Here is a 22,055-nt window from a genome sequence, read left to right as displayed (position 1 = left end):
TAATCGCTGTATAAAAATTACCTTATTTTCATATTCCCATGGTACTACTTTATCATGATTATCCATTTATTTACAGCGAAAAAATGCATTCCCTCATAGAGAATGCATTCATTAAGAAATGTTATTTACTTGGCATCAGTTTGTTTTCCCTTTAATTTTTTCGCGGATGCTTTCCAGTTCGTTAAGAGGAAGCTTGTTCAGAGAATTCTTAATTTCTTCTTCAATTTGCTTTCTGTTGTTTTCACGGTACTGATCCCACCAATCCCTGAGGCCCTCTGTGTGGTCCAGGAGATATTCAATATCTATTTCCTCCACTTCATCGTCTGAAAGGTAGGTTAGTACCTCTCCCAATAGGCGGCTCGTATTATCTGCATTCTTTGTATTTTCTTTTCCTGACCCGGAAGCTTCTTTTTCCTCCGCAGTTCCGTCAGCTGCTTCGTTCTTTTTTGGCATGATAGCCCTCCTTATTTTTTTATGTGTAAGGATAGTATTTCCATACAGCACTCATTCAATGAGCACAAACAGGAAAGTACGATGCAGATGGAGAATATCTTTGTTGAGGATCGGAAAAGGCAGAAGCCAAATGGATACAGCGTTATGGAACTTCTTTTATTAGAAGGCTCTTTTCTTAAAGATTGCTGTTTTTAATGAGTTCTGGGAGAGATCTCATTATTAAATGAGGCTGATTGGAGCGTAACGTGCGAGACTCCTGTGGAAGCACCGCCCGCTCAGTGGAAAGCGAGCATCCTGAACTGGAAATCAGCCCCTAATTCCCTAGCAGCAATGCTTTCGAAAACAGCCTGTTAGAAACAAGGTTGAAAAAGGAGATAATCATGATTATAAACAAACAAGAATTCTGCGTGAATGGAATGAATTATACAATCCGGTCTGCAAGTGAAAAAGATGCCGTGGATTTGTCTCAATTGAGGCTGCAGATTGATGGTGAAACAGAAAACTTAGATAGAGAAAAAGGTGAGGCATTCATTGATCCGCCAGGCTTTGAACAAATTATTAAAAGAGATTCTGAAAGTAAAACAAATCTATTTCTTGTTGCTCTGGTGCAGGATAAGATAGTCGGCTTTTCAAGATGCGAGGGAAATCAATTAAAGAGATTTTCTCATAAGGTTGAATTCGGAGTATGTGTTTTAAGAGAGTATTGGGGCTATGCTATAGGGAAAAATTTATTGAAAGAATCGATTTGCTGGGCAGACGTGAACGGGATTAAAAAAATGACGTTAAATGTGCTGGAAACTAATGAAAAGGCCATTTCCCTTTATCGCAAGCTTGGATTTGAAATGGAAGGCATCTTAAAAAATGATAAAATTCTTTCTGACGGCAGGTATTATCATACTGTTGTAATGGGAAGATTCCATGAAAACTTAAAAAAACAGCTTTGAGGCCAGTTCGATTCCGCCTGTAACACCATACACTTGGGCTGTCACATAGCTTGAATCCTCTGAAGCAAGGAATACATATACACCCGCTAATTCCACTGGCTGGCCAGCACGCTTGAGCGGTGTGTTTTGTCCGAAAGCAGGGATTTTGTCGCTTGGCTGCCCTCCTGAAATTTGCAATGGTGTCCAGATTGGGCCCGGGGCAACAGAGTTAACACGAATGCCCTTTGATCCAAGCTGTTTCGCCAATCCGCGGGTAAATCCGGTAATCGCGAATTTTGTTGATGCATAGTCCAGCAGGTTAGGACTAGGGTTATAGCCCTGTACTGAGGTTGTGGTGATTATGGAAGCACCTTTTGGCAAATACGGCAATGCTGCCTGTACCGTCCAAAATAATGAAAAGACATTGACTTCAAATGTTTTTCGCAGCTGCTCTGTAGACAGCTCCGCGATATCTTCAACAGCTTGCTGCTTACCGGCAACAAGCGCCAGGACATCAAGCCCGTCTAATTCTTTATACGCCTTTTCGACAAGCTCTCTGCAAAAAGATTCATCACTTAGATCGCCGGGAATCAGCACGGCTTTTTTTCCTTCTGCTTCAATAAGCTTTTTCACTTCTTCTGCATCTGCCTGTTCTTCAGGAAGATAATTGATGGCAACATCTGCTCCCTCACGTGCATATGCAATGGCTGCAGCGCGTCCGATGCCAGAGTCTCCGCCTGTCACGAGGGCCTTTCTGTTCAATAGCTTGCCGGATCCTTTATAGCTTGTTTCACCGCAGTCCGGAAGCGGGTTCATCTCGCCCTGAACGGCTGGCGGCTGTTGATATTGTTTTGGGTAATCTTCGTTATAATACTGGTTTAATGGATTTTCAGGATTTGACACAGGTATCTCTCCTTAGTTAAGTGAATTTCCATCATTCATATGTTCTGCATAAGTGCAGACAACGTTAAATGAAGATGTGTATGTACAACGATTCCCTTTTTCAAATATCAATAAACCTAGCAGTACGCTCGGAGTTGTGCTTAAAAAAAACGTTGTTTTTCAATGGATGATTGATACATCTCAAAAATAACATATAATGGAAGTGCGTGTTCTTCAAGTAACGGAGCAGTAATGTTGAAGAAGAAAGTTGAAGGGGTGTCGGTAAATGAATGAAGCACCAATGATAAAAGGCGATAAAGTGTTGTTACGGCAACCTATTGAGCGTGATGTAATTGATTACTTAAAAATTGAAGTAAATAAAGAACTTGAAAGAATGTATGGTGGAGATACAAGGAATTTATCACCGAAAACAAAGGAAGATGCTCAGAAATTTGTTAATGCTATTAAAATCAATAAACTAGAATGGTGTGTAGAATTTGAAGGGCGTTTTGTAGGACAGGCTCGGTTAACTGTAAATAAATTAGATAATAGAGCACGTTACGCTGTTGGATTATTTGACCCAACTGTTTGGAACAAAGGATTAGGAACAAAAATTACACAATTGGTACTCCGTTACGCATTTGAGGAACTCCAACTACATCGTGTTGATTTGAGAGTTCTCCAGTATAACAAGAGAGCAATCAAATGTTATGAAAAGTGTGGTTTTATACAAGAAGGAGTAGAAAGAGAAGGAGCCCTAATTGAGGGTAAATATGAAACAGATATATTTATGAGTATTTTAGATAGGGAATATCAATCAATAAAAGACTCCTTCATAGAAATAGGTTTGTTAAGCTAATGGGGTGCACGGCAGCCTTCAATAAAGTGATACTAATTGGTCTTTGAAGAGAGTTATAGGATATAAATCCTTATCTATTAAAGATCGTGCAATTTGTTTCATAACACCAGGATTACGGAGTTCGCCGTTTTCCATTTCTAAAATCTCCGCTTGCGGAATCCATTTACTGTCTGTAATTTCGTCTTCTTCAAGCTTCAGTGAACCTCCGGTAATGGCACCGACAAAATGAAGTAGTATCACCTGATGATTTGTACGGCTGATAAAATTGTATACCCCTGTCGTGTGTGTCAGCCTGATATCATAGCCGGTTTCTTCTTTTGCTTCCCTGCATGCAGCAAGAAGTATATCTTCTCCTTGCTCTATGTGCCCAGAAGGAAAATTCCACTTATTTTTCTCAGATAACCTGTTTTCTTTTATAAGCAGTACGTCATTATTATTGTTAATAATTGATGTACTCACAACCAATACGATGTTATTTTGCGTCATTAGTTTCTCCATGAATTCTTATTTGGCCAGCAGAGATCAAATGTGCTTTCGTACTATCTCAGAGAACATACCTTAGCTTTCATCTCTGCTTTTTTCTCATCAACGCTTCGAGACAGGCAGAGACCATACATCTTCCTCGCCAATTGCCTCTCCTAAAGGAACAAAGCCATATTTTTCATATAGTCCCCTGGCCGTATGATTTTCCCTATGTACAGTCAGCCGGATTTCTTTGCATGCAGGAAAAGTTTTGATGATCCAAGAAATCATCCCGTCAAGAGCGGCCTTCCCGTATCCCTTGCCCTGGTGCTTTTCGTCAATGATAAATCCACTAATCCAGTACATATTTGCTGTATTTTCAATATATGCATGCATAATGAACCCGACTAATTGTTCATGATTATAGATGGCAAATGGAATGTATTGGACATTGTCTCCGTCTGGTTTAATATAAACTTTGGCAGTGATACCGCTGGTTCGGGAACAAAGCGGCTCTGTGCTGCTTTAACCTTTAATGACAAAGCTTCTTCCCAGTTTTCTCTTGTCACAGCATTCAATTGAACGTTCATCCATGTTACCTCTAATCATAGTTTTAGATGTTCCCGCTTGACTCTTTATCCTTTAGAAACCTTCAATGATTACACAAGCTGCCTTGCTGCTTATCAGCTGAGGATTTGATGAAGGGCATCTTCAATGCGGCTGTATTTGAATGTGAACCCCTCTTTTATCAGCCTTTCAGGGATTACCCATCTGCTTTTTAAAATTAGCTCTGTTTCTGTTTTGATGAACACAGCGCCAAGCTCAAGCATCCATTTTGCTGATGGAAGCCCGGCCTTAACCCCCATGGCTTTTCGGAGGTTTTCCATTAACTCTGCGTTCGTGACAGGATTCGGAGAGGAACAATTAAATACACCGCTCAACGATTCTTTTTCCTGTAAAAAGGTGATGATGCGGCAGAGATCTTCAACATGGATCCAGCTGAATTTTTGTGTCCCAGGTCCTTGTGCGCCTCCAAGGCCGAACTTGACCATATTCTTAAAGGGAGTCATCACGCCTCCATCTCTTCCCAAAACAATCGCAATCCTTAGGGCAATTTGCCTTGTCTCAGGCAATTGAAAATCAAAAAATGCTTGTTCCCATGCCTTGGCAACATCCACAGAGAATCCAGAGCCTATCTCTCCCTCTTCCTCCGTCATTGGTCGGTCCTCCGCGTGGCGGTAGATGGTGGCTGTACTGGAATTGATCCAGAGCTTAGGAGGGATTTTGCATTGAGATATGGCGTTTCCGAGAATATTCGTCGTTTTCGTCCTTGAAAGAAGAATCGTCTCTTTATTCCTTTTATTATAGCGGCAATCCACAGACTTGCCTGCCAAATTGATTAATATCTCAGCCTCTTCAAGCGCACTGATGATGGCATCTGTGTCTTGCCAGTTAATATGTGGAGCCTGCCGGGAAATCACCTTTACTTCGTAGCCCGATTCACAGAACTTTTTTTCAAGAAAGGCACCTATAAATCCAGTACCCCCCGCTAAAACCGCTTTCTTTTTCATAAAATTCCTTCTTCCTTTTTGATCAAACGTTTATATATCTATCAATATGATTCTTCACTTCCTCACGTCAAGCAGGATCTTCCCTTCACTTAGCCTGCTTTCCATCAGCCCGTGTGCCAAATGAGCGTCTTCTAAAGGAAAGCGGCGGCCGATTTTCATTTTCAAAGAGCCCTCAGAAAGATAGCGGAGCACATGTCCCGCTGTTTCCTCAAGGATTTCAGGGCGGAGCTTTCTTGTAGTCCCAAGGGAGAATCCCAGCACGGACCGGCAGCTGGAATGAAGGTCACTTGTCTGAAAGCTTCCTGCTTTGCCTCCGCTATTGCCGTATTGTACCAGCCTGCCATATGGAGCAAGGCAAGATAGGCTTTTCTCAGAAACCCGCCCTGCAATAGAGTCCAAAATAATATCCGCGCCCTTCCCATTTGTTGCATCATTGACTTTTTCTGCAAAATCCTCTGTTTCGTAACAAATGACCATATCTGCTCCTGCTTCAAGAGCTGTTCTAGCTTTGCTTTCATTCCCTACCGTTCCAATTACTTTTCCGGCTCCCAAAACTTTTGCCAGCTGGATGGCTGCTGTGCCTGCTCCTCCGGCAGCTGAATGGATTAGAACATTTTCTCCTTTTTGGATTCTGGCAATATCACAAATAAGTTTGTATGCGAGAAAAGAGACTGTGGGACACGCAGCAGCCGTATCAAAGTCTATATTCTCCGGGAGGGCAAAGGTGAGGTTTTCCTCGGCAGCTGCATATTCTGCATAAGAACCCGTGAAAGGAAAAGCAATCACTCTCTGTCCTTCCTTGAATTTCCGGACATCGCGTCCAGTCTTTACAATCACCCCAGCTGTATCAAGCCCGGGGATATAAGGCAGTTTTTTGCTTCCTTTTTTTCCGTATCTTGTTTTAATATCTGCAAAGTTCACACTTGTCTTTTCTACCCTGATCAGTACCTGAGAGGGTCCTATATCAGGAATATCTGTATCTGTGCAGACAAGAACCTCGGGATTTCCATACCCTTTTACAATAATTGCTTTCATCCCTTTGTCCTCCCCTCCATCAACCCTTCCTTTATTTTACAATCTTCATAAACCCGAAGGAATGACAGATGTCTTATGTATAACGATTAGAAAAAATTATCAGCATGCATTATATACCAAATACAACTATTCATCTATGAATAACCTAATGCAAAGGATTGCTGCTAAGCGTCGAGGGTGTGGATGAAGCGGTTTGTTCTCCGTGGAATGCTGCGGAATAAAGCATGCGAAATTATTGGCCTAATAAAGACACACCAAGAAAAACCGATGATTTTTCTTGGTGTCACTGGAGTATAAAGAATGGGTTCTCTTATCAGAATCCTTAATCACAAACATAGTCCCCTTAATCCAATGTGATGATTATGTTGTCTTCCATTTCTGTTTCACTGAATATTGAATCTTTTTTATTGAAAACCAGTTCCAGCCCGGATAAGTTGTCCGGCAATGCTGGGGATATAATATATGTATGGGTGCGGTATCCTTGTCCTCCGCCGCTGCCATCTGAACGGCAATCGTATTGGTCTATCTTTAATTCTAAAAAATCACGGGGTCTTTTTCTTATCATCTCAAGCGGGGTATCCATTTTTTCATCCCAATCAATATGAAGGTTCAGCACACTGGCATTTGTGTATTGTTTGATATAAGTAATTGTATAAATCTCCTCCTCTTTTTCAAAGGATTTTAATACAGGCAGATGTTTTATAAATCCAGATGGCTCAACATGCGGCTTGAAGAAGCCATCCATCCTCATTAATCCGAATAAGGATTGCAGGAACTCTTCAAAAAGATCATATTTCCCGGCCCACTCAGTGATTGTCTTATCTGGCGGAAAGCCTGGTTTTCCCTCACAAATAGATTTCCTCTGCTGAAGCAGCTTGCAAATTTCTTCATCAATAGGATATAGACGATTATCATAATAATCGGTTGGACGTTCGAATTCTTTTTTTATCACAATGCCCTCCTCTTCATGTTTAACTTTCAGCGGCATCTTAAATAACATCATCGTCTATTAATTCTCCCTGTTTTTCCCAAATTCCTTCTATCTGCAATATTTCTTTCAAATTGCCTTTTAATAAAAGCCGCGGTTTAATCTCTTTTAGGAAACCACAAAGGGTCAAAGCAGCAGGCAAAATTGCCCGTTCCAAAAAAAAAAATTCTCGAGTGACCGAGAATTCATTTTACATACTCATTTTCAATTCATTTTTCATATGAACCATGCTTTTTAGTGCATCTTCGTGATGGCCGATAATCAGCTTTTCCCCGTCCGTAACAATCGGTCTCCTTAATAGCTTCGGTTCCTTTGATAATAGCTGGAGGACATCAGACAATTTTAAGTCATCCAAATCCAAGTTTAAGCTCTTAAAGGTTTCACTTCTTGTAGCAAGCAGCTCATCTAGCCCTTCTGTTGTTAATTTTAATATTTCCTGCAATTCGTCCGGAGTTGGTGTTTCCCTGAAGATATGACGTTCCTCAAAAGTAACTTGATTAGACCGCAGCCATTTTTTTGTTTTGCGGCATGACGTACAGCTTGGGTATGAAAAGAAAGTTAATGTTTTCATTGTTCATCCTCCGTTCTAAATTTTAATTATCTAAGTAGGTATACGGAGATTGTATAATATATGTATAACATTTGTACAGCATTTACCCTTACATGTATAAGATTTATTTTTAAATTTTTTTGCTTTCCTCCTGATATGTGAAAAAAATTAGTAAATGGCTTAATTTAAAGAGCTGAATATTGTTGTTTTTAATATGTTCCCTGAAGCATTCCCATTGTTAATCCGGTTTGATTGGAGTGTAAGGTGCGAGACTCCTGAAGAGGAAATCAGCCCCTTGTCCATAGCAGCAAAGTTTACGAAAACATCCTTCCAAAAAAACTTGAATTATCTGTATTTTTCGCCTTTAAATAATAAAGCGCATACAATCAAGTCTTTACATCCTGCGAACTTGTAATTTATAATTATTTAGAATGGATATGATTGGCACAAAGGAGGGATACAGATGGAGCGCATGTACAGAGTTCTTGGTTTCTGGACTGGTATTATGGCCATATTTTTCTATTTAGGTGATATGTATACAACAGCCTTGATTTTCTTTGGACAAACTGGATTCTTTATTCTTTTAAGTTATTTGCGATTATCTGAGCGGATGTATATTTATGTGTTCGGAGCATATCTTACCGTTTTCTTCGTCGGATTTACCTACTGGTCCACTTTTATGATGGTTCCGGGAGCAGGCATGGAATAAAGTCCAGCCTGCCCGGTTTGCTTCATGTAGCCGGTTGAGCTAGCGGGACATAACTTCCTGCGGGCTAAACAAATGCAATACATAGCTCCCTGCATTCAGCAGGGAGCTTTTCATGTTTAATAAGGAAACAGCCTGTCAAGCTTCGGCATATTTTTGGTCTGGATCAAGGTGCGGAAATAAGAACTGATCCCTCCCGGAAGAAGCAGGCTGCGGATGGATCTATTACGTTTAGAAACAGCTGAAAATGGATCCGTGTTTTGATGATCGGCCACTTCCTCAAGCAGTCCGCAGCGAAGCAGAAATTCATGTTGCCCAAGCAGCGTTTCATTTCTTAATCCGTACTGTGTCCCGAAGCTTTTAAGTGCATCAAAATGAATATGTGACGTTATATCCATCTCGCCGGGACGTTCCAGCACATCACTCACCATCGTATGCTTATAATATCCTCTTAAACTGCCCTTAGAGTGAATGTTTTCCTTCCACTCATCGTGTGTATATCCATAATCGATTGTTAACAAAAAACCTTTTTTCAGTTTTTGAGAGAATGACTTTAGGCAAGCAACCATATCAAACGGTATTTCCATGCGCTGCTCTTCGGCTAAGATGATATTCTGATTCTCTATATACCCTATCAGTTCTGTATTTATGCAGGGCCTCAGACATTCGGTCAGAAACCCATTGTTCATTTCCAGGAATACTTCATGGATAACACCCTGTTTTTTTTCAACAACATAGACCGGCAGCGCATCGAATAATTCATTGGAAAATATAATCCCCTCGAAATTTTCCAACTCTGCGAAGGATTCTGCATAAACGATATGATCGAAGCCTTTCAGCTTTTCCCTCTGCCGTTTTTGATGATAGGGGCTGCTGTCCGCCACAATATAGGTTAAACATGAAAATAATTCTCTATCATTTTCTTTCAGATAAGAGAGGATGCTGTATGCCAGATTTCCAGTGCCGCCCCCAATCTCGGCAATGACAGGATGCAGGCCAGTTTCTTTCAGACTATACGAAAACCACTTTGCAAGGGCTATTCCAAATCCATCACTCATTATACTGGATGTATAAAAATCGCCGTTTTTTCCGATTTTTTCTCTCTCCTTCATATAATAGCCATGCTCTGGTGAATAAAGCACTGTCTCTATGTACTCTCTATAAGTAATCATTCCATCTTTACTTGCTGCCGCCTTTTCTTTTAAAATGCTGTCTATCGAACGGCCCGTCTCCATGAGCACTCTCCCCTTTTAAAACAGTTTCTATAGATAGAGACATAATTCCTAACAGGCTGGAATCATATATCGGTGCAAAAAGGTGTTGAATTATTCTGACTTTTTATTATCCGCCTATGCTCCACTTTTGCTTACGGTGAATTGTATTCGGTATAGTTTCGGCTGCTTTTCGTCTCCAATAAATTCTTTATCCAAATCCCTATCTGTGTATAAGTTATATGTAATTCCTTTTTTATACCCTTCTTTCGGCGGCTTAATGGTAAGTGTTCCTGAATCTCCTGACTGCAGCCTGACAGGAACATGTTTATTTTCATTATCCAAAACATATGCCGTTTCATCGCTAAGAATGTTTTTATTTAAGCCATGATCGAAGTGAATTTTCCATATGTAATCTTCCGGAACCTTTGTATGATAGACCCATGTCGAGATGTCAGATTTCTTTGCAGCATTTTCTTTCGGTGATGGCTGATCGTGTTCATTTACCCCATATATAAGATAGCTTCCCGCACCTAAAAAAGCTGCGATTGATAAAAAGAGTGCTGTTTTTTTCATAATGATTCTCCCTGCTTTCAAATTTCGGGCAAGATTTAATTCGGTCTCGTTCTGTTAATGCTGGATCTGCCCAGCTATGATTAAAGCTAATTAATATTCACATGGACAATATTATCCTTCTCAAATTTCACTTTTGTTTTGACATCCATGCGTTTCAGCAGACTTTTGAACTCGGTTAAAGAGAGCGGCCCTTTCATTTCACCACTGGAATGATGAAGGACAAAGTAATGAGTTTCCGATTTTACTAATTTCTCCTTTTCCAAATCATAAGGCTGTTGACGTGCAAAAATATAATCTTCATACACATACAATCCGGTAACCGAATTAGGAATAATCCCTTCTTTTGTTCCAGAAACTTCTTTCATCAAGCTGGCTTTATGCTTTCCTGACTTCACTAAATAGTAGTCGCCGGCTACCTTCGTTTCTGTGTCACCCAGTCCGGGACCTATGCATCCAGTTAAAGAGATTGCGAAGATGAGTGTTATAAGCAGTAATGCCGTTTTCATTTAAGGCCTCCAAAAGCATAAAGTAGTTTTGAAATACATCCACATATATTCATTTTCATATCCAGCCTCCCAATATAATAGTTTTTCATCACTCCTTTTTAAAAACTATACCATATATTTTTTCCTTATAATTACATTTATTAATAACTGCAAGAGGGCAGCGATTCTCCTAGAGCCTTAAATAAACAAAAAAAAGAAACTGCATCACTGCAGTTCCGATAGTTGGTTAAAACCCGTTAAGAAATGGATTTGTTTCCATTTCATCTTCTATAGTTGTAACTGGTCCGTGGCCTGGAAGGACAATCGTGTTTTCAGGGAGAGTCAGCAGCCTGCTGTGGATGCTCTTCATCAGCAGCGCTTCATTACCGCCTATCAGGTCTGTACGGCCGACACTGTCCTTGAATAAAACGTCACCAGATATGACCATTCCTTCTTCTTTCAGGTAGAATGAAACACTTCCCGGGGAATGTCCCGGTGTTTCAAGGATTTCAAAAGAAAAACTTCCGATAGTAAGCTCTTCCTTGGCGATAATTTCTTCTGCAGGAAGGCATCGAAGCGGATGTTCCGGCATAAATGATTGAGACCCGTTTAAAGCAGGATCAAGCAGCCATTTGGCTTCCTTTTCATGGATGTAGGCGGGGATTCTGTATTGGCTGCGTATTTTATCCAATGCGCCAATATGGTCAAAATGGGCATGTGTCAGAAGCACAGCAAGCGGCTTCAATTTTTTGGAGCCTATGTAATTAATCAGTTTATCCGGTTCTTCTCCAGGATCAAAAATGATGCATTCCTCCTGATTGGACAATACATAACAATTGGTCTGCAGCGGGCCAAGTGGCAGCTGATTCCATTTCATCTTCTCATCTCCAATTCAACATTTTATAAACTTCATCTTACACCATTACCTGTCCGTTTTTAAAGGAGAATTGGTATAAAGGGAGAGTACAAGGGAAATAAATGGTGAAAAGCAACGGAATACAGGTTGAAAAGAAGGATAGTAATAGGATGGATATCAGGAATGTGAGCCTTGGAAGCTTGTAATGAAGCCTGAGGAGGGAAACTCTAACAGAGGAAAGTTTATTTCCTTCCGAAAACGTTGCTAACAGCTTTTTTTCTTCCTTAATATACCACACGTCCCTCTTAAAGGCTTTGTTCAAATTCTTATTCAACAATCTTGTCAATTAGTCTATTGGTAGATTCCCTATTGTTCTTGTGCTGTCGTGGTTAAATAAGGGAAGCCCCACTCTTTTAAAAGACCGTCCTTCTTTCTGAGCTTCTTTTCCCCTTAGAGTTCATGGGCTGTGTCATGGCTCGCAAACCTCAACGCCCATAACAGACTTTCACCGTCAAGCTGATGAACAGGCCTGGCACACTAAAAAACCTTAACGGAAAAGCCGTTAAGGTTCAAACTTTGAATCCTAAATGATTTACTTACAAGGTTTCCTAATTCGCACGAGCAGTTCTTTCAGAAAGTTTTTCTTTGCCTTCTTCCTGCTTTTCTTCATAAGGAAGTTTCATGAATTTCATTAACACAGCACCGGAAAAGTATAGGATGGAGAATACCCATGCAAGTCCTTCTGCGCCAATGCTGTTGATGAACAGGCCAACGATTGCCGGTGCAATGAAGTAGGACATGCCTGCACCGAAGCTTACGATTGCCATGGCGGAACCTTTTTGTTCGGGTGCCAAAGCAGCTACCAGGGCAGAAAGCGGAACGAATCCGCAAAGTACGATTCCAAATATAATGGCCACTGCTGTCATAGCCCAGAAATTGTGGCCAACAACGTGTGGTGTATAGAATAATACCAGGGTCATTATACCGCAGCCGACGCTGCCCAGCCACATGACCGTGTTCCGCCAGCCGAGCCATCTGTCGCTGATGTATGGGATAACCAGGTTGAATATGATGTTCGCCAGCCAAAAGGTTCCCCAAATGGTCAGCCATTCACCTGTAGAGTATTTGTATTCGGAAGCCAAGTAAAGCGGAAAGAAAATTGGCAGTGCCCCTACACCAACTGAATTGATGATCCGGACCAGCCCGCCGATGGCCACTTTTGGTTTTTCAATACAGATCGTAAATCCGCTCAATAAGCTCTTGAGTTTGTCCTTTGCGTCACCGTTATTCACGCCGACTTTTACATTTCCGACTACGATAAGTCCTGCAATTCCGCCGACAAGCACCCAGGCAACTGCACTCCATAAAAGGCCCATATACCCAATCTTATCAGTCATGAAAGCAGGGAAATAACTTCCCACTACATATAAGCCGCCGCTCCATGCTGCCCAGAAAAAGCCGACTGCTGAAGCCAGAATACGCTGCGGGCTGCGGTAGGTAACCCAGACTAAAAATGAATAACAAAAGAAAGGATAGCCAATACCGCGCAGTGCGTAGGTTGGTAACATCGCAGCGTAATTATGCTGCTTTAAACCCAATTCAATGAAAAGAATTTGGCCGGCCAGCCAAGTGATGAGCCCGATTACCATGACCTTTCTTGGCCCCCATATTTCCGTTAGCACTCCTGAGAAATAGGCAGCGAGCGCCAATACTGCTCCATATGCTGTGAAAAGCGTTGCCGCCTGCTGGACAGTCAATCCCTGATGGTTAATCAAATAAGGTGATAGCCATGCGTGTTCCAGCCCATCACCGGCCATAAAGATAAGAATTGCGACAAAGCCAAAAATCATTTTCCCAGGTAGTCCGGCTCTTTTTTGTTGTTGTTCTGTAATCGCATTCATTTTACTCACCTCGTAATCTTATGTTTACTTCTGATGATGTTTTTCAGTCCTATTAAAGGTAAGGCAGGCCCAGGGATTCGAGACAGGCGCCTAGATGAAAGTGAAAGTACCTGTATCGAATCCCCGGAACGGATTATGCCCACCACATTTCGGTTAGCTGCTCTTTGAAAAGCGCTCCCTTTAATAGAGAGATAGCCTTGCCCAATCCTTCATCAACGGATGCCAGCATGTCTTCATGCTCAATAGAAACGACATAGTCATATCCAACCGCGCGAAGAGTGCTGATTATGTCTTTCCAAGCCTTTTCATCCTGGCCATACCCTACTGACCTGAATGTCCAGGAACGGTTTAAAATATCACTATAATGTTTCGTGTCCAATACGCCGTTCACACTGATATTTGCTTTATCCAAATACGTATCTTTGGCATGGAAATGGAAGATTGCTTCTTCTTTTCCCAGCGCTTTAATGGCTTCAATAGGATTGATTCCTTGCCATAAGAGGTGGCTCGGATCAAAATTGGCACCAATGGAAGATCCTGCGTGTTCCCTTAATTTTAAAAGCGTTTCAGGGTTATAAACGACAAAACCAGGATGCATTTCAAATGCAATTTGTTTGATTCCGTGCTGTTCGGCAAACTTCGCTTCCTCCTTCCAGTACGGAATTACAACTTCATTCCACTGCCAATCCAAAACCTCTGTATATTCAGGCGGCCATGAGCATGTCACCCAGTTTGGAAACTTCGCTTCGGCATGGTCACCCGGGCATCCTGAAAATCCATTGATAACTGGAACTTCGAGCCGTTCAGCCAACAAAACGGTTTTTCTCCATGTTTCATGTGCAGCAGCAGCAGCCTTTTTATCGGGATGGAGCGGATTTCCATGGTTGCTCAGTCCGCTGATGATCATTCCCCTGCTTTCAACAGCTTTTTTGAAACCCCTTAACTTTTCAGGACTTTCCAAGAGCTCGTCAGGATTGCAATGGCTGTTTCCCGGATAATTGCCTGTACCCAATTCCACTGCTTCAACGCCCATACCGGCAAGCTTATCCAGCATTTCCTCAAAGGGCAGATTTTGATAAAGAGCCGTAAATACACCTAATTTCATGATTACCCCTCCTGGCCTCTGCTTACTTTAACCCACTTTTGTTGTTCGTGGCTTGTTAAGATGGCTTCGGTAATGCACATGGAAACATGTCCATCCGCAAAAGTAGCAAAACCAGCCTCATCACGCTCTGGATCTTTGCCATCGCGAATGAATGAATAGAAATTCAGCATTGCATTTTTCAATGCATCCGGCCATCCTTCATTGTGTCCGCCTGGATGATGGATCCCACTTTGTGCCTCCAGCAAGAATAGAGATGGGTCAGCAAGCATGGTTTCATTTGGTTTATCGCGATTCCCAATCCACAATTTTGCCGGTTCTTCCTGATTCCAATAAGCAGAGCTTTTGCTTCCGTTGATTTCAAAGCTTAAACGATTTTTGCGGCCCGCACTTACCTGGGAAACTGTAAATACGCCTCTTGAACCATCTTCAAACTTCAGCAGAACTGAAGCATAGTCTTCTGTGCTGATTGGAATATCTTCATATTCGAGTTCCTGATCGTTTTTGGAGCCGAAAGTGGCTTCATTTGATTTGGATTTTTTCCTTACAGGAATGACTGTGGCCAAATCAGCGAATACTTCGACAATTCTTTTTCCGGTTACATATTGAACAGTGTCACACCAGTGCGAACCGATATCAGCAATGGCACGTGATTTGCCTCCTGCTTCCGGTGCCAGACGCCAGTTGAAATCAGTCTCATACAAAAGCCAGTCCTGCAAATAGCTCCCGTGAACAAGATTTACTTTCCCTAGCTGCTCATGGTTGACCATGGCGGCCAGCTGCTTAACTATCGGGTATTGACGGTAGTTAAAGTTTACACCGTGAACAACCTTGTGTTTTTTGGCCAATGCCAGGAGTTCTGCGGATTCTTCACTGTTCATTGCCAGCGGTTTTTCAGATAATACATGCTTGCCTGCTAAAATGATGTCTTTATTGATTGCGAAATGCAGGTGATTGGGTGTGCAATTATGCACGACTTGAATTTCATCGTCTTTCAGCATATCGCGATAATCGCCATAGGCTTTTGGAATGCCAAAATCAGCTGCCTTTTTTTCGGCTGCCTCCAGGCTGGAATCCGCCAGCGCGACAACTTCGACAAATCCGAGCCTTCTGATGGCTTCTATATGGGTAGGTCCGATAAAACCCATCCCGATGACTCCGACTTTAATTTTTTCCATGGTCCTTATCCTCCTTCGTTAAACGGTGGTTATTGTAAATTCGTATTGTTTTTTAAGAAAGGCCGCCGCATCGGAGCAGCAGCCTTCAAATTGCTAATGCCTTACTTTTTCTCCAATTCGTTTACATTCACCCATTCGCCTTTATCGGCTGAGTCAAGGATTGCATCAGCGATCAGCTCAATGCGGTATCCGTCGTTGAAGTTTGGAGAGAATTGTGTTCCTTCTTCTGTAATTGCTTTAAAGAAATCATGAGTTTCAATGATTTTTGTTTCCCCGTAACCGATACCCAATGCAGGGATTGGCCATAATGCTTCTCCGTACGGTGTAGATGGGCCTGTGTATACTGTTCTGAAACCTTTTGCGTCACTTGGATCATCCGCGAAGGCTACTTGCAGTTCATCACGGCGCTCATAGTTGAAGAATAAAGATCCTTTTTCACCATGTATTTCAAATGTAATGAAATTGTTGCGTCCCCATGCATTGCGGGTTGCTTCGATAGATCCGATGGCTCCGTTTTCAAATTTGACCATTGTGATGAACTCGTCATCTACATCGACTTTGCCTTTCGGAACATCCGCATCGTTGCTTTTCACCGTTCCAAGATTGTCAATGCCGCCTGTTTGGACCGGTCTTTCTGGAATCCAAGTTCTGGTCATCGCGTTTACATCTGTAATTTCGCCAACCAGGTAACGTGCGAAATCTACAACGTGTGTACCGATGTCACCCAGTGCGCCTGAACCGGCAATTTTCTTTTGGAAACGCCATGATAGCGGTGAGTTCGAATCAGCAGACCAGTCTTGCAAATAAGTTCCTCGGAAGCTTAAGATTTTTCCGATTCTTCCTTCTTCAATGTATTTTTTCGCCAGGGCAACAGCAGGAGTCCTTCTGTAGTTGAAGGCAACCGCATGTTTCACGCCTGCAGCCTTAACTGCCTCGAGCATTTCTTTCGCTTCAGCAGCGCCAAGAGCCAACGGCTTTTCAGAAATAATATGCTTGCCTGCTTTTGCTGCGGCGATTGCAATTTCAGCATGTGTATTGTTTGGCGTTACGATATCGATGACATCTATTTCGGGATTGTTGACAACTTCTCTCCAATCAGTTGAATAATGTTCAAACCCTAATCTTGCCGCTGCATCTTTAGCCAATTCTTCTTTTACATCCACTACTGTGTGGCGGTGCGGGATAGCCGGAGCAGGCCAAAAGAACATTGGCATTGCTGCATATGCAAGTGAGTGAGCTTTTCCCATGAAACCTCCGCCGATCATACCTACGTTTAATTTTTTCATTTTAATATCCTCCTCTAAATTTGAACTTTATCTGTTAAGTACGGTTATCGCTTCAAAAGCATTCAAGCTTATTTTTCAAATTTTGATAAATACTCGCGGCTGATTTCTGCCCCTTTTTTAGGATCCGCGTAGCTGTCAAGTTCTACGGTAATCCAATCGTCATAATTGTTTGTGTTTAACAGTTTCACCATTTCATCGAACTTCTGGTGCCCTTCACCTAATGGCAAAAATTCTCCGTTTGCAAAATCCTTGAAGTGGACGTATTTAATTCTGTCCGCGTACTTTCTGATAACCTCTACCGGATCTCCGCCTCCTGCTTCGATATGTGCGGTATCAGGACATAAGTTAATATCTGTAAGCGCCATAAGCTTGTCCAGCTGGTCCGGTGCTTCCACATTTGTTCCCAGATGCGGGTGATAGCTAGGAATGAGATTATTTTTTTCTGCAATCGCTGCCACTTGATCTAGGGCCTTGGCCAAATCAGCGTAATCGCTTTCTTTAATGCCATTTCCCCGGACAGCGCCTCCGCCAATGACCAGGTGTCTTGCACCAAGCTCGGAAGCAAGTGCTGCAACTTCTTCGATTTTTTGCAATTCTTCTTCCAATACATCCGGATAGATGAAATTTCCTCCAGTATAAACGCCGATGAACTCTAATGAATATTGGTTCAGCAAAGCTTTAAACTCTTCTTTTTTATCTTTGTATTGCATCAAGTTTCCGTCGAATAGTTCAAACCCTGCATACCCGGCTTTCGAAATATCTTTCAGTGCTTCTTCAGTTGAACCATTTGCAAGATAATAAAGTTCCCTTATCGAAGTAACCCCAGCAGGATGTCCTACTACACCGCCCCAAGTATTGGTTTGATAGCCAAGTTTCATTGTTTTACTCCTCCGTTTCGAATGATGATTTTAAATACAAAATATTTTTTATCTAAGCATTTTCTGACGCTGAAAATTAGATTCGCTAATCGAAAATACTAGACAAAATGTAATCGATTACATCTACAAATAAATTATATCACTAAACTATTAATTTCGAAAGCAATAAATCTTCTGTTTACTGTAATCGATTACATAGATGGATAAAAAAATAGTTGTTTATGAGGTTTTTTATTCATCTCTGACTACGATATTAGTGTAATCGATTACATAATAAATTTCAACTCTTTTAAACGATTTTTTTAAATTTCCATTTTTTCGCTCCGGCGGTGATGCGCTGGGTGGCTGATAGTCTTTGTCCAGTTCAGCGCAATCACAGCTCTGCTGTCTACCCACGATCCGTTTTATTTAAAGAATAATAGCTTGTAACACCTAACAGCCAAGGAAACTTAGTAATGATTCAAGACGCAGGTATCCATCCATATTGGCAGTGATCGAGCACTATGCCGCACAGTACATTTCCTAATGTAAATATGTTCGGGATTGTTTTAACGAGTCTGCTGTACACAGAAGGGCCACTTTTCAATGAATCAGGAAACCATATTTTCATAGGCTGCCTTCTATTTCCCCTGATATGCACAGAGACAAATTTCAATAAACCTATTTCCCTATTCTTTATTGAGCCAAAAAGGGTTAACTCTGTTTATACAATGAACAGAGTTAACCCACTTCCAACACTTAAACTATTTACAAAATCGTATAATTAGAAAAATTAAACCTGACATTAATAGTATATAATTTACTTAGCTGCATCCTGAATAGTTTTAGGGGCTTCCGTATGGTAAACCAGTTTCCATCCATCCAGAATATTTTCTTTTGTTACAGTTAAAGCTGGCACGGCTACATAAGGAGGTGCATCTTTTCCTAATAAAGAATATCCAGCAAGGATAGCTTCTGCTATTCCCTGATCATATGGCAGCTGTGCTCCCAGACCTTTGATTGGCCCACCCTGTGCAATGTCCAATGCTACATTTGTTCCAAGGTCAATTGTCGTGATTGCAATATCTTTTTTTCCTGCTGTTCTTACAGCTGCTAATGCTCCTTCGGCCGGTACATCCCACACAACAAAAATTCCATCCAAATCAGGATTTCTTGTCAGCATTCCGGATGCTACCTTTTCTCCCTGGTTCGGGTCAGTGATCCCTCCACGTGCAACGATTTTCATATCTGGGTATTTTTCTTTTAGTGTTGCCTCAAATGCATCGGTACGCTGCTTTGTTACAAAGAAGTCCGCTTCATGGAAGATTACACCAATCTTTCCCTTCTTCCCTAATTTTTCAGCCATAATATCTGCTGCAGCAACGCCATTTCCATAATTATCGGCAGAAACAACACTCACATAATCTTTGCCAGCTTCCAGACCGCTTGGTGTATTATCCATGAAAACGAGTTTGACTCCAGCTGCAGCTGCTTTCTTATATGCACTTGCTGTAGAAACAGGGTCTACCGGAATACTTACGATAAGATCAGGTTTCTTTGCTAGAACTGTTTCAATATCTGAAACCTGCTTTTCCGCCTTGAATTGAGCATCCGTTACCGCTACGACTTTAATCCCCATCCTATTGAACGATGCTTTCAAGCCGTCGATTTGTGCCTTGGCCCAGTCATTACCGGCATAGTGCATAACAAGTGCAGCGGAATAATTCCCTTGTTTAATTTTTTTCAAGTCCTGTTCTGAGAGTTGCAATGTTTTAGCGGATACCGCAGTTTCCCCGTGTGGGCCTTTACTTAGGATTTTCTGGTCACTAGGCAATTCAGTGTTAATCGTTAGCGGACCCGAGGTGGCTGTTGCTTCTTTTGTCTTTGGGCTACTGTCCTCCCCAGAACCTGATGAGCTCTTTTGGCCGCAGCCTGCTAATGCCAGAACTGAAATTAACATCATTAAAGTGAATACCGATAATAGCTTTTTCATATAAACCCCCTAGTTCAATTCTATTGAACATTTCATTAATTATTTTTTAAAATGGGCCCTGTGCAATTTAAATACATGCAGTAAGGCCCACTCTTCTGCTTAAGGTATTCATCTGATACTCAACAAGAATTCCCCTATAAATATTCCAAAACCAGAATCTAATACCTCGAGATATAAAATTTAATTGTTAATTAACTAAAAATCTCATTCACTTTTGCTTTCAGGAATTCAATGGATTTTTTCGCATACCAATCAGGCTCGGCTTGTCTTGTGTGGAAACCGACTTCCATTGCCAGGTAGCCATCATAGTTAATATCCTTTAATGCTCTAATAACAGCATCAAAATCTCCTCTTCCTTGTCCTGGAGGAAGGCGATCATTGTCTGCTATGTGGACGTGATGCAGCTTGTCCTTCATACGGTATACATAGTCGCTCGGCACTTCATTTCGATACAAGGCATGGAATGTATCAAACATTACCTTCACATTTGATAAGCCAGTTTGTTCGGCCAATAGTAATGCATCATCTGCAGTTTCAATTAAATTGCTGTCTGCCGGGGTCGGTTCCACTACCATTGTTACACCTAGATCTTTCGCATAGTTTCCGACTTCGATTAATCCTTCCAGGCTATAATTCCAAGCATCCTGCTGCGGCATCCCGAAAGAAGCCCAGCCTGCAATCCACATCACTGTCGGACATTCCCAGTCATGTGCCAACCGGACAACATCTTTATAGTGATTGATAGTGAATTTACGTTCTTCAGCTAAAAGGGAGCTCGGGTTATTCCCCGGCCCTCCACCCGGAGCAGGAAGCATGGACGAAACCTTTAAATTCTTTTCTTTTAAAAGCTTTAAAACCTCCTGTCTTCTCTCCTGTGATAAATAATCCGGCCAGGCATGAGGTGCAGCACAACCAATCTCGATCGCATCGTAGCCGAAGGAAGATAGTCGTTTGATGACTTCCTCTAGCGGATATGAAGGTACCCATGATGGAAAACTGCTATAAGCCCAAGTGTTGAAAGAAATGCCTTTCATCTGTATAACCTCTTTTCCAAATGTGATGTATAATTACCCTCAATCCTTTTAATGAAGGATTGAGGGTTAAAAACCAATGTTTAATAGAATTGTTAATGCAATCGGAAATATTACTCCCAAACAAATACCGCTTTTTCTGTTTTTCTTTCATCAAACAGGCGGAATGCTGTTTCTGCTTCCTCCAGCTTGAATCTGTGGGTGACCAGCTTTTCAACCGGAAGTTTTTTTCTAACGATAAATTCGGCAATTTCATCGAATTCCTGGATCGGGAAATACCATGAACCGATTAAAGTTACTTGTTTTCTGATTAGCTGCTGGCTCGGCTTGATTGTTGATTCCTTGCTTTCACCGACAAAGGCAACGCGTCCATGAGGCCGCACACAATCCAATGCGTCATTTTCTGCGAACGGGCTTCCTGAACAATCGATGGCAGCATCAGCCCCAACCCCGTTCGTAATACGGGCGATTTCCTCTTGTACGTTCGTGTTTTTTCCATTGATAACATAGTCAGCGCCAAGCTCTTTTGCCATTTCCAAACGCTCATCAATCATATCGACGGCTATTACGGTTGCACCGAGTGCGCGTGCAATCATGACTCCGGCTACGCCCATAGGACCCATTCCGAAGATTACAAGCTTGTCCCTTCCAGAGATGCCCAATCTCTTTTGAGCATGAAATAGTGTACCAACAGCATCAGTGGATACGGCAGCCGTTACAAAGCTCATGTCATCCGGTAAGCGCATGCAGTTTTCTGCAGGAACAGCCATGTAGTCTGCATCTCCGCCATTTGCGTCAAAACCTATACACTTGAACTCCTTGCAGAACATTTTATAGCCGCTTTTACAGTGCGCACATTCTCCGCATCCTAAGGCCAAATATACGGCAACTCGATCTCCTTCCTGGAATTTTGAAACTCCATCTCCTACCTGAGTAATGATACCGGCCGGTTCATGCCCTGGACTAACTAAACCAGTTTTTGTCCCTTCAAAAACGGATGTACCATAATACAAACTCATATCACTGCGGCAAATCGCAGAAGCCTTCATTTGAATTAAAACTTCTCCTGGTCCTGGCTTTGGAATTTCAACCTGACGAACTTCTACTTTTTTATCTCCTGGAAAGAATACCGCTTGCATTGTCATGTTAA

22 protein-coding genes and 1 pseudogene are annotated in these 22,055 nt (G+C 41.8%); 3 read left to right on the top strand and 20 right to left on the bottom strand.

Going from position 1 to position 22,055, the window contains the following annotated elements:
- Positions 1 to 135 precede the first annotated feature (135 nt).
- Positions 136 to 453: a hypothetical protein gene (locus BM126_RS08920; RefSeq protein WP_090989179.1), complete on the bottom strand. Its 318-nt coding sequence runs from the start codon at positions 451 to 453 to the stop codon at positions 136 to 138.
- A gap of 380 nt (positions 454 to 833) precedes the next feature.
- Between BM126_RS08920 and BM126_RS08915 the strand changes: the two genes are divergently transcribed.
- Positions 834 to 1,397 carry a GNAT family N-acetyltransferase gene (locus BM126_RS08915; protein WP_090989178.1) on the top strand — a complete coding sequence of 188 codons (564 nt, stop codon included), beginning with the start codon at positions 834 to 836 and terminating at the stop codon, positions 1,395 to 1,397.
- Here BM126_RS08915 and BM126_RS08910 read toward each other — a convergent pair.
- Complete coding sequence (locus tag BM126_RS08910) at positions 1,380 to 2,279, bottom strand: SDR family oxidoreductase (protein ID WP_371261433.1); 900 nt, start codon at positions 2,277 to 2,279, stop codon at positions 1,380 to 1,382. The two genes, BM126_RS08915 and BM126_RS08910, sit on opposite strands and share 18 nt — an antisense overlap.
- A gap of 265 nt (positions 2,280 to 2,544) precedes the next feature.
- Between BM126_RS08910 and BM126_RS08905 the strand changes: the two genes are divergently transcribed.
- Positions 2,545 to 3,117, top strand: coding sequence for a GNAT family N-acetyltransferase (locus BM126_RS08905; protein ID WP_090989176.1), 573 nt, complete (start codon positions 2,545 to 2,547; stop codon positions 3,115 to 3,117).
- 18 nt (positions 3,118 to 3,135) lie between these two features.
- Here BM126_RS08905 and BM126_RS08900 read toward each other — a convergent pair whose 3' ends face one another.
- From BM126_RS08900 to spx, 6 genes and pseudogenes are all read right to left on the bottom strand, one after another.
- Positions 3,136 to 3,603, bottom strand: a complete 468-nt coding sequence (locus BM126_RS08900; RefSeq protein WP_090989175.1) for an NUDIX hydrolase — start codon at positions 3,601 to 3,603, stop codon at positions 3,136 to 3,138.
- 99 nt (positions 3,604 to 3,702) lie between these two features.
- A pseudogene (locus tag BM126_RS08895) lies at positions 3,703 to 4,169 on the bottom strand (GNAT family N-acetyltransferase).
- 93 nt (positions 4,170 to 4,262) lie between these two features.
- Positions 4,263 to 5,150 carry a TIGR01777 family oxidoreductase gene (locus BM126_RS08890; protein WP_090989174.1) on the bottom strand — a complete coding sequence of 296 codons (888 nt, stop codon included), beginning with the start codon at positions 5,148 to 5,150 and terminating at the stop codon, positions 4,263 to 4,265.
- 54 nt (positions 5,151 to 5,204) lie between these two features.
- The gene (locus BM126_RS08885) at positions 5,205 to 6,185 is read right to left on the bottom strand and encodes a quinone oxidoreductase family protein (protein ID WP_090989173.1); all 981 of its coding nucleotides are present in this window, start codon (positions 6,183 to 6,185) and stop codon (positions 5,205 to 5,207) included.
- A 343-nt stretch (positions 6,186 to 6,528) separates the two neighbouring features.
- Positions 6,529 to 7,137 (bottom strand): hypothetical protein, encoded by a 609-nt coding sequence (locus tag BM126_RS08880; protein WP_141770055.1) that lies wholly within the window; start codon positions 7,135 to 7,137, stop codon positions 6,529 to 6,531.
- Positions 7,138 to 7,363: 226 nt separating this feature from the next.
- Positions 7,364 to 7,744, bottom strand: coding sequence for a transcriptional regulator Spx (gene spx, locus BM126_RS08875; RefSeq protein WP_090989172.1), 381 nt, complete (start codon positions 7,742 to 7,744; stop codon positions 7,364 to 7,366).
- 442 nt (positions 7,745 to 8,186) lie between these two features.
- On the opposite strand from spx, the gene BM126_RS08870 reads away from it, so the two are divergent.
- Entirely contained in the window at positions 8,187 to 8,432 is a 246-nt protein-coding gene (locus BM126_RS08870) for a DUF2626 domain-containing protein (protein WP_071350278.1), read from the top strand.
- Between the two features lie 116 nt (positions 8,433 to 8,548).
- Here the strand turns inward: BM126_RS08870 and BM126_RS08865 are convergent, their stop codons facing one another.
- The 12 genes from BM126_RS08865 to BM126_RS08810 form a co-directional block, all read right to left on the bottom strand.
- A complete protein-coding gene (locus BM126_RS08865) occupies positions 8,549 to 9,664 on the bottom strand; it encodes a class I SAM-dependent methyltransferase (protein ID WP_090989171.1) in 1,116 nt (371 codons plus the stop codon).
- Between the two features lie 114 nt (positions 9,665 to 9,778).
- Positions 9,779 to 10,216 (bottom strand): hypothetical protein, encoded by a 438-nt coding sequence (locus tag BM126_RS08860; RefSeq protein WP_090989170.1) that lies wholly within the window; start codon positions 10,214 to 10,216, stop codon positions 9,779 to 9,781.
- 86 nt (positions 10,217 to 10,302) lie between these two features.
- Positions 10,303 to 10,722, bottom strand: coding sequence for a hypothetical protein (locus tag BM126_RS08855; RefSeq protein ID WP_090989169.1), 420 nt, complete (start codon positions 10,720 to 10,722; stop codon positions 10,303 to 10,305).
- Between the two features lie 226 nt (positions 10,723 to 10,948).
- Positions 10,949 to 11,578: an MBL fold metallo-hydrolase gene (locus tag BM126_RS08850; RefSeq protein WP_090989168.1), complete on the bottom strand. Its 630-nt coding sequence runs from the start codon at positions 11,576 to 11,578 to the stop codon at positions 10,949 to 10,951.
- Positions 11,579 to 12,165: 587 nt separating this feature from the next.
- The gene (locus tag BM126_RS08845) at positions 12,166 to 13,458 is read right to left on the bottom strand and encodes an MFS transporter (RefSeq protein WP_090989167.1); all 1,293 of its coding nucleotides are present in this window, start codon (positions 13,456 to 13,458) and stop codon (positions 12,166 to 12,168) included.
- Positions 13,459 to 13,591: 133 nt separating this feature from the next.
- Positions 13,592 to 14,563 carry a sugar phosphate isomerase/epimerase family protein gene (locus BM126_RS08840; protein ID WP_090989166.1) on the bottom strand — a complete coding sequence of 324 codons (972 nt, stop codon included), beginning with the start codon at positions 14,561 to 14,563 and terminating at the stop codon, positions 13,592 to 13,594.
- Positions 14,564 to 14,565: 2 nt separating this feature from the next.
- The gene (locus BM126_RS08835) at positions 14,566 to 15,738 is read right to left on the bottom strand and encodes a Gfo/Idh/MocA family protein (RefSeq protein WP_090989165.1); all 1,173 of its coding nucleotides are present in this window, start codon (positions 15,736 to 15,738) and stop codon (positions 14,566 to 14,568) included.
- Between the two features lie 101 nt (positions 15,739 to 15,839).
- Complete coding sequence (locus BM126_RS08830) at positions 15,840 to 17,024, bottom strand: levoglucosan dehydrogenase (protein ID WP_090989164.1); 1,185 nt, start codon at positions 17,022 to 17,024, stop codon at positions 15,840 to 15,842.
- A 68-nt stretch (positions 17,025 to 17,092) separates the two neighbouring features.
- On the bottom strand, positions 17,093 to 17,902 hold the full coding sequence (locus BM126_RS08825; protein ID WP_090989163.1) for a sugar phosphate isomerase/epimerase family protein: 810 nt from the start codon (positions 17,900 to 17,902) through the stop codon (positions 17,093 to 17,095).
- A gap of 799 nt (positions 17,903 to 18,701) precedes the next feature.
- A complete protein-coding gene (locus BM126_RS08820; RefSeq protein WP_090989162.1) occupies positions 18,702 to 19,874 on the bottom strand; it encodes a substrate-binding domain-containing protein in 1,173 nt (390 codons plus the stop codon).
- Between the two features lie 191 nt (positions 19,875 to 20,065).
- A complete protein-coding gene (locus BM126_RS08815; protein WP_090989161.1) occupies positions 20,066 to 20,908 on the bottom strand; it encodes a sugar phosphate isomerase/epimerase family protein in 843 nt (280 codons plus the stop codon).
- A gap of 110 nt (positions 20,909 to 21,018) precedes the next feature.
- Positions 21,019 to 22,050 carry a zinc-dependent alcohol dehydrogenase family protein gene (locus BM126_RS08810; protein WP_090989160.1) on the bottom strand — a complete coding sequence of 344 codons (1,032 nt, stop codon included), beginning with the start codon at positions 22,048 to 22,050 and terminating at the stop codon, positions 21,019 to 21,021.
- Positions 22,051 to 22,055: the final 5 nt, after the last annotated feature.

Origin of the sequence: Bacillus sp. OV322, from assembly GCF_900112495.1 — a bacterium.
Classification (GTDB): domain Bacteria; phylum Bacillota; class Bacilli; order Bacillales; family DSM-1321; genus Peribacillus.
Note: the sequence above shows the minus strand (reverse complement) of the source record. Positions and strands in the feature narration are given on the sequence as shown.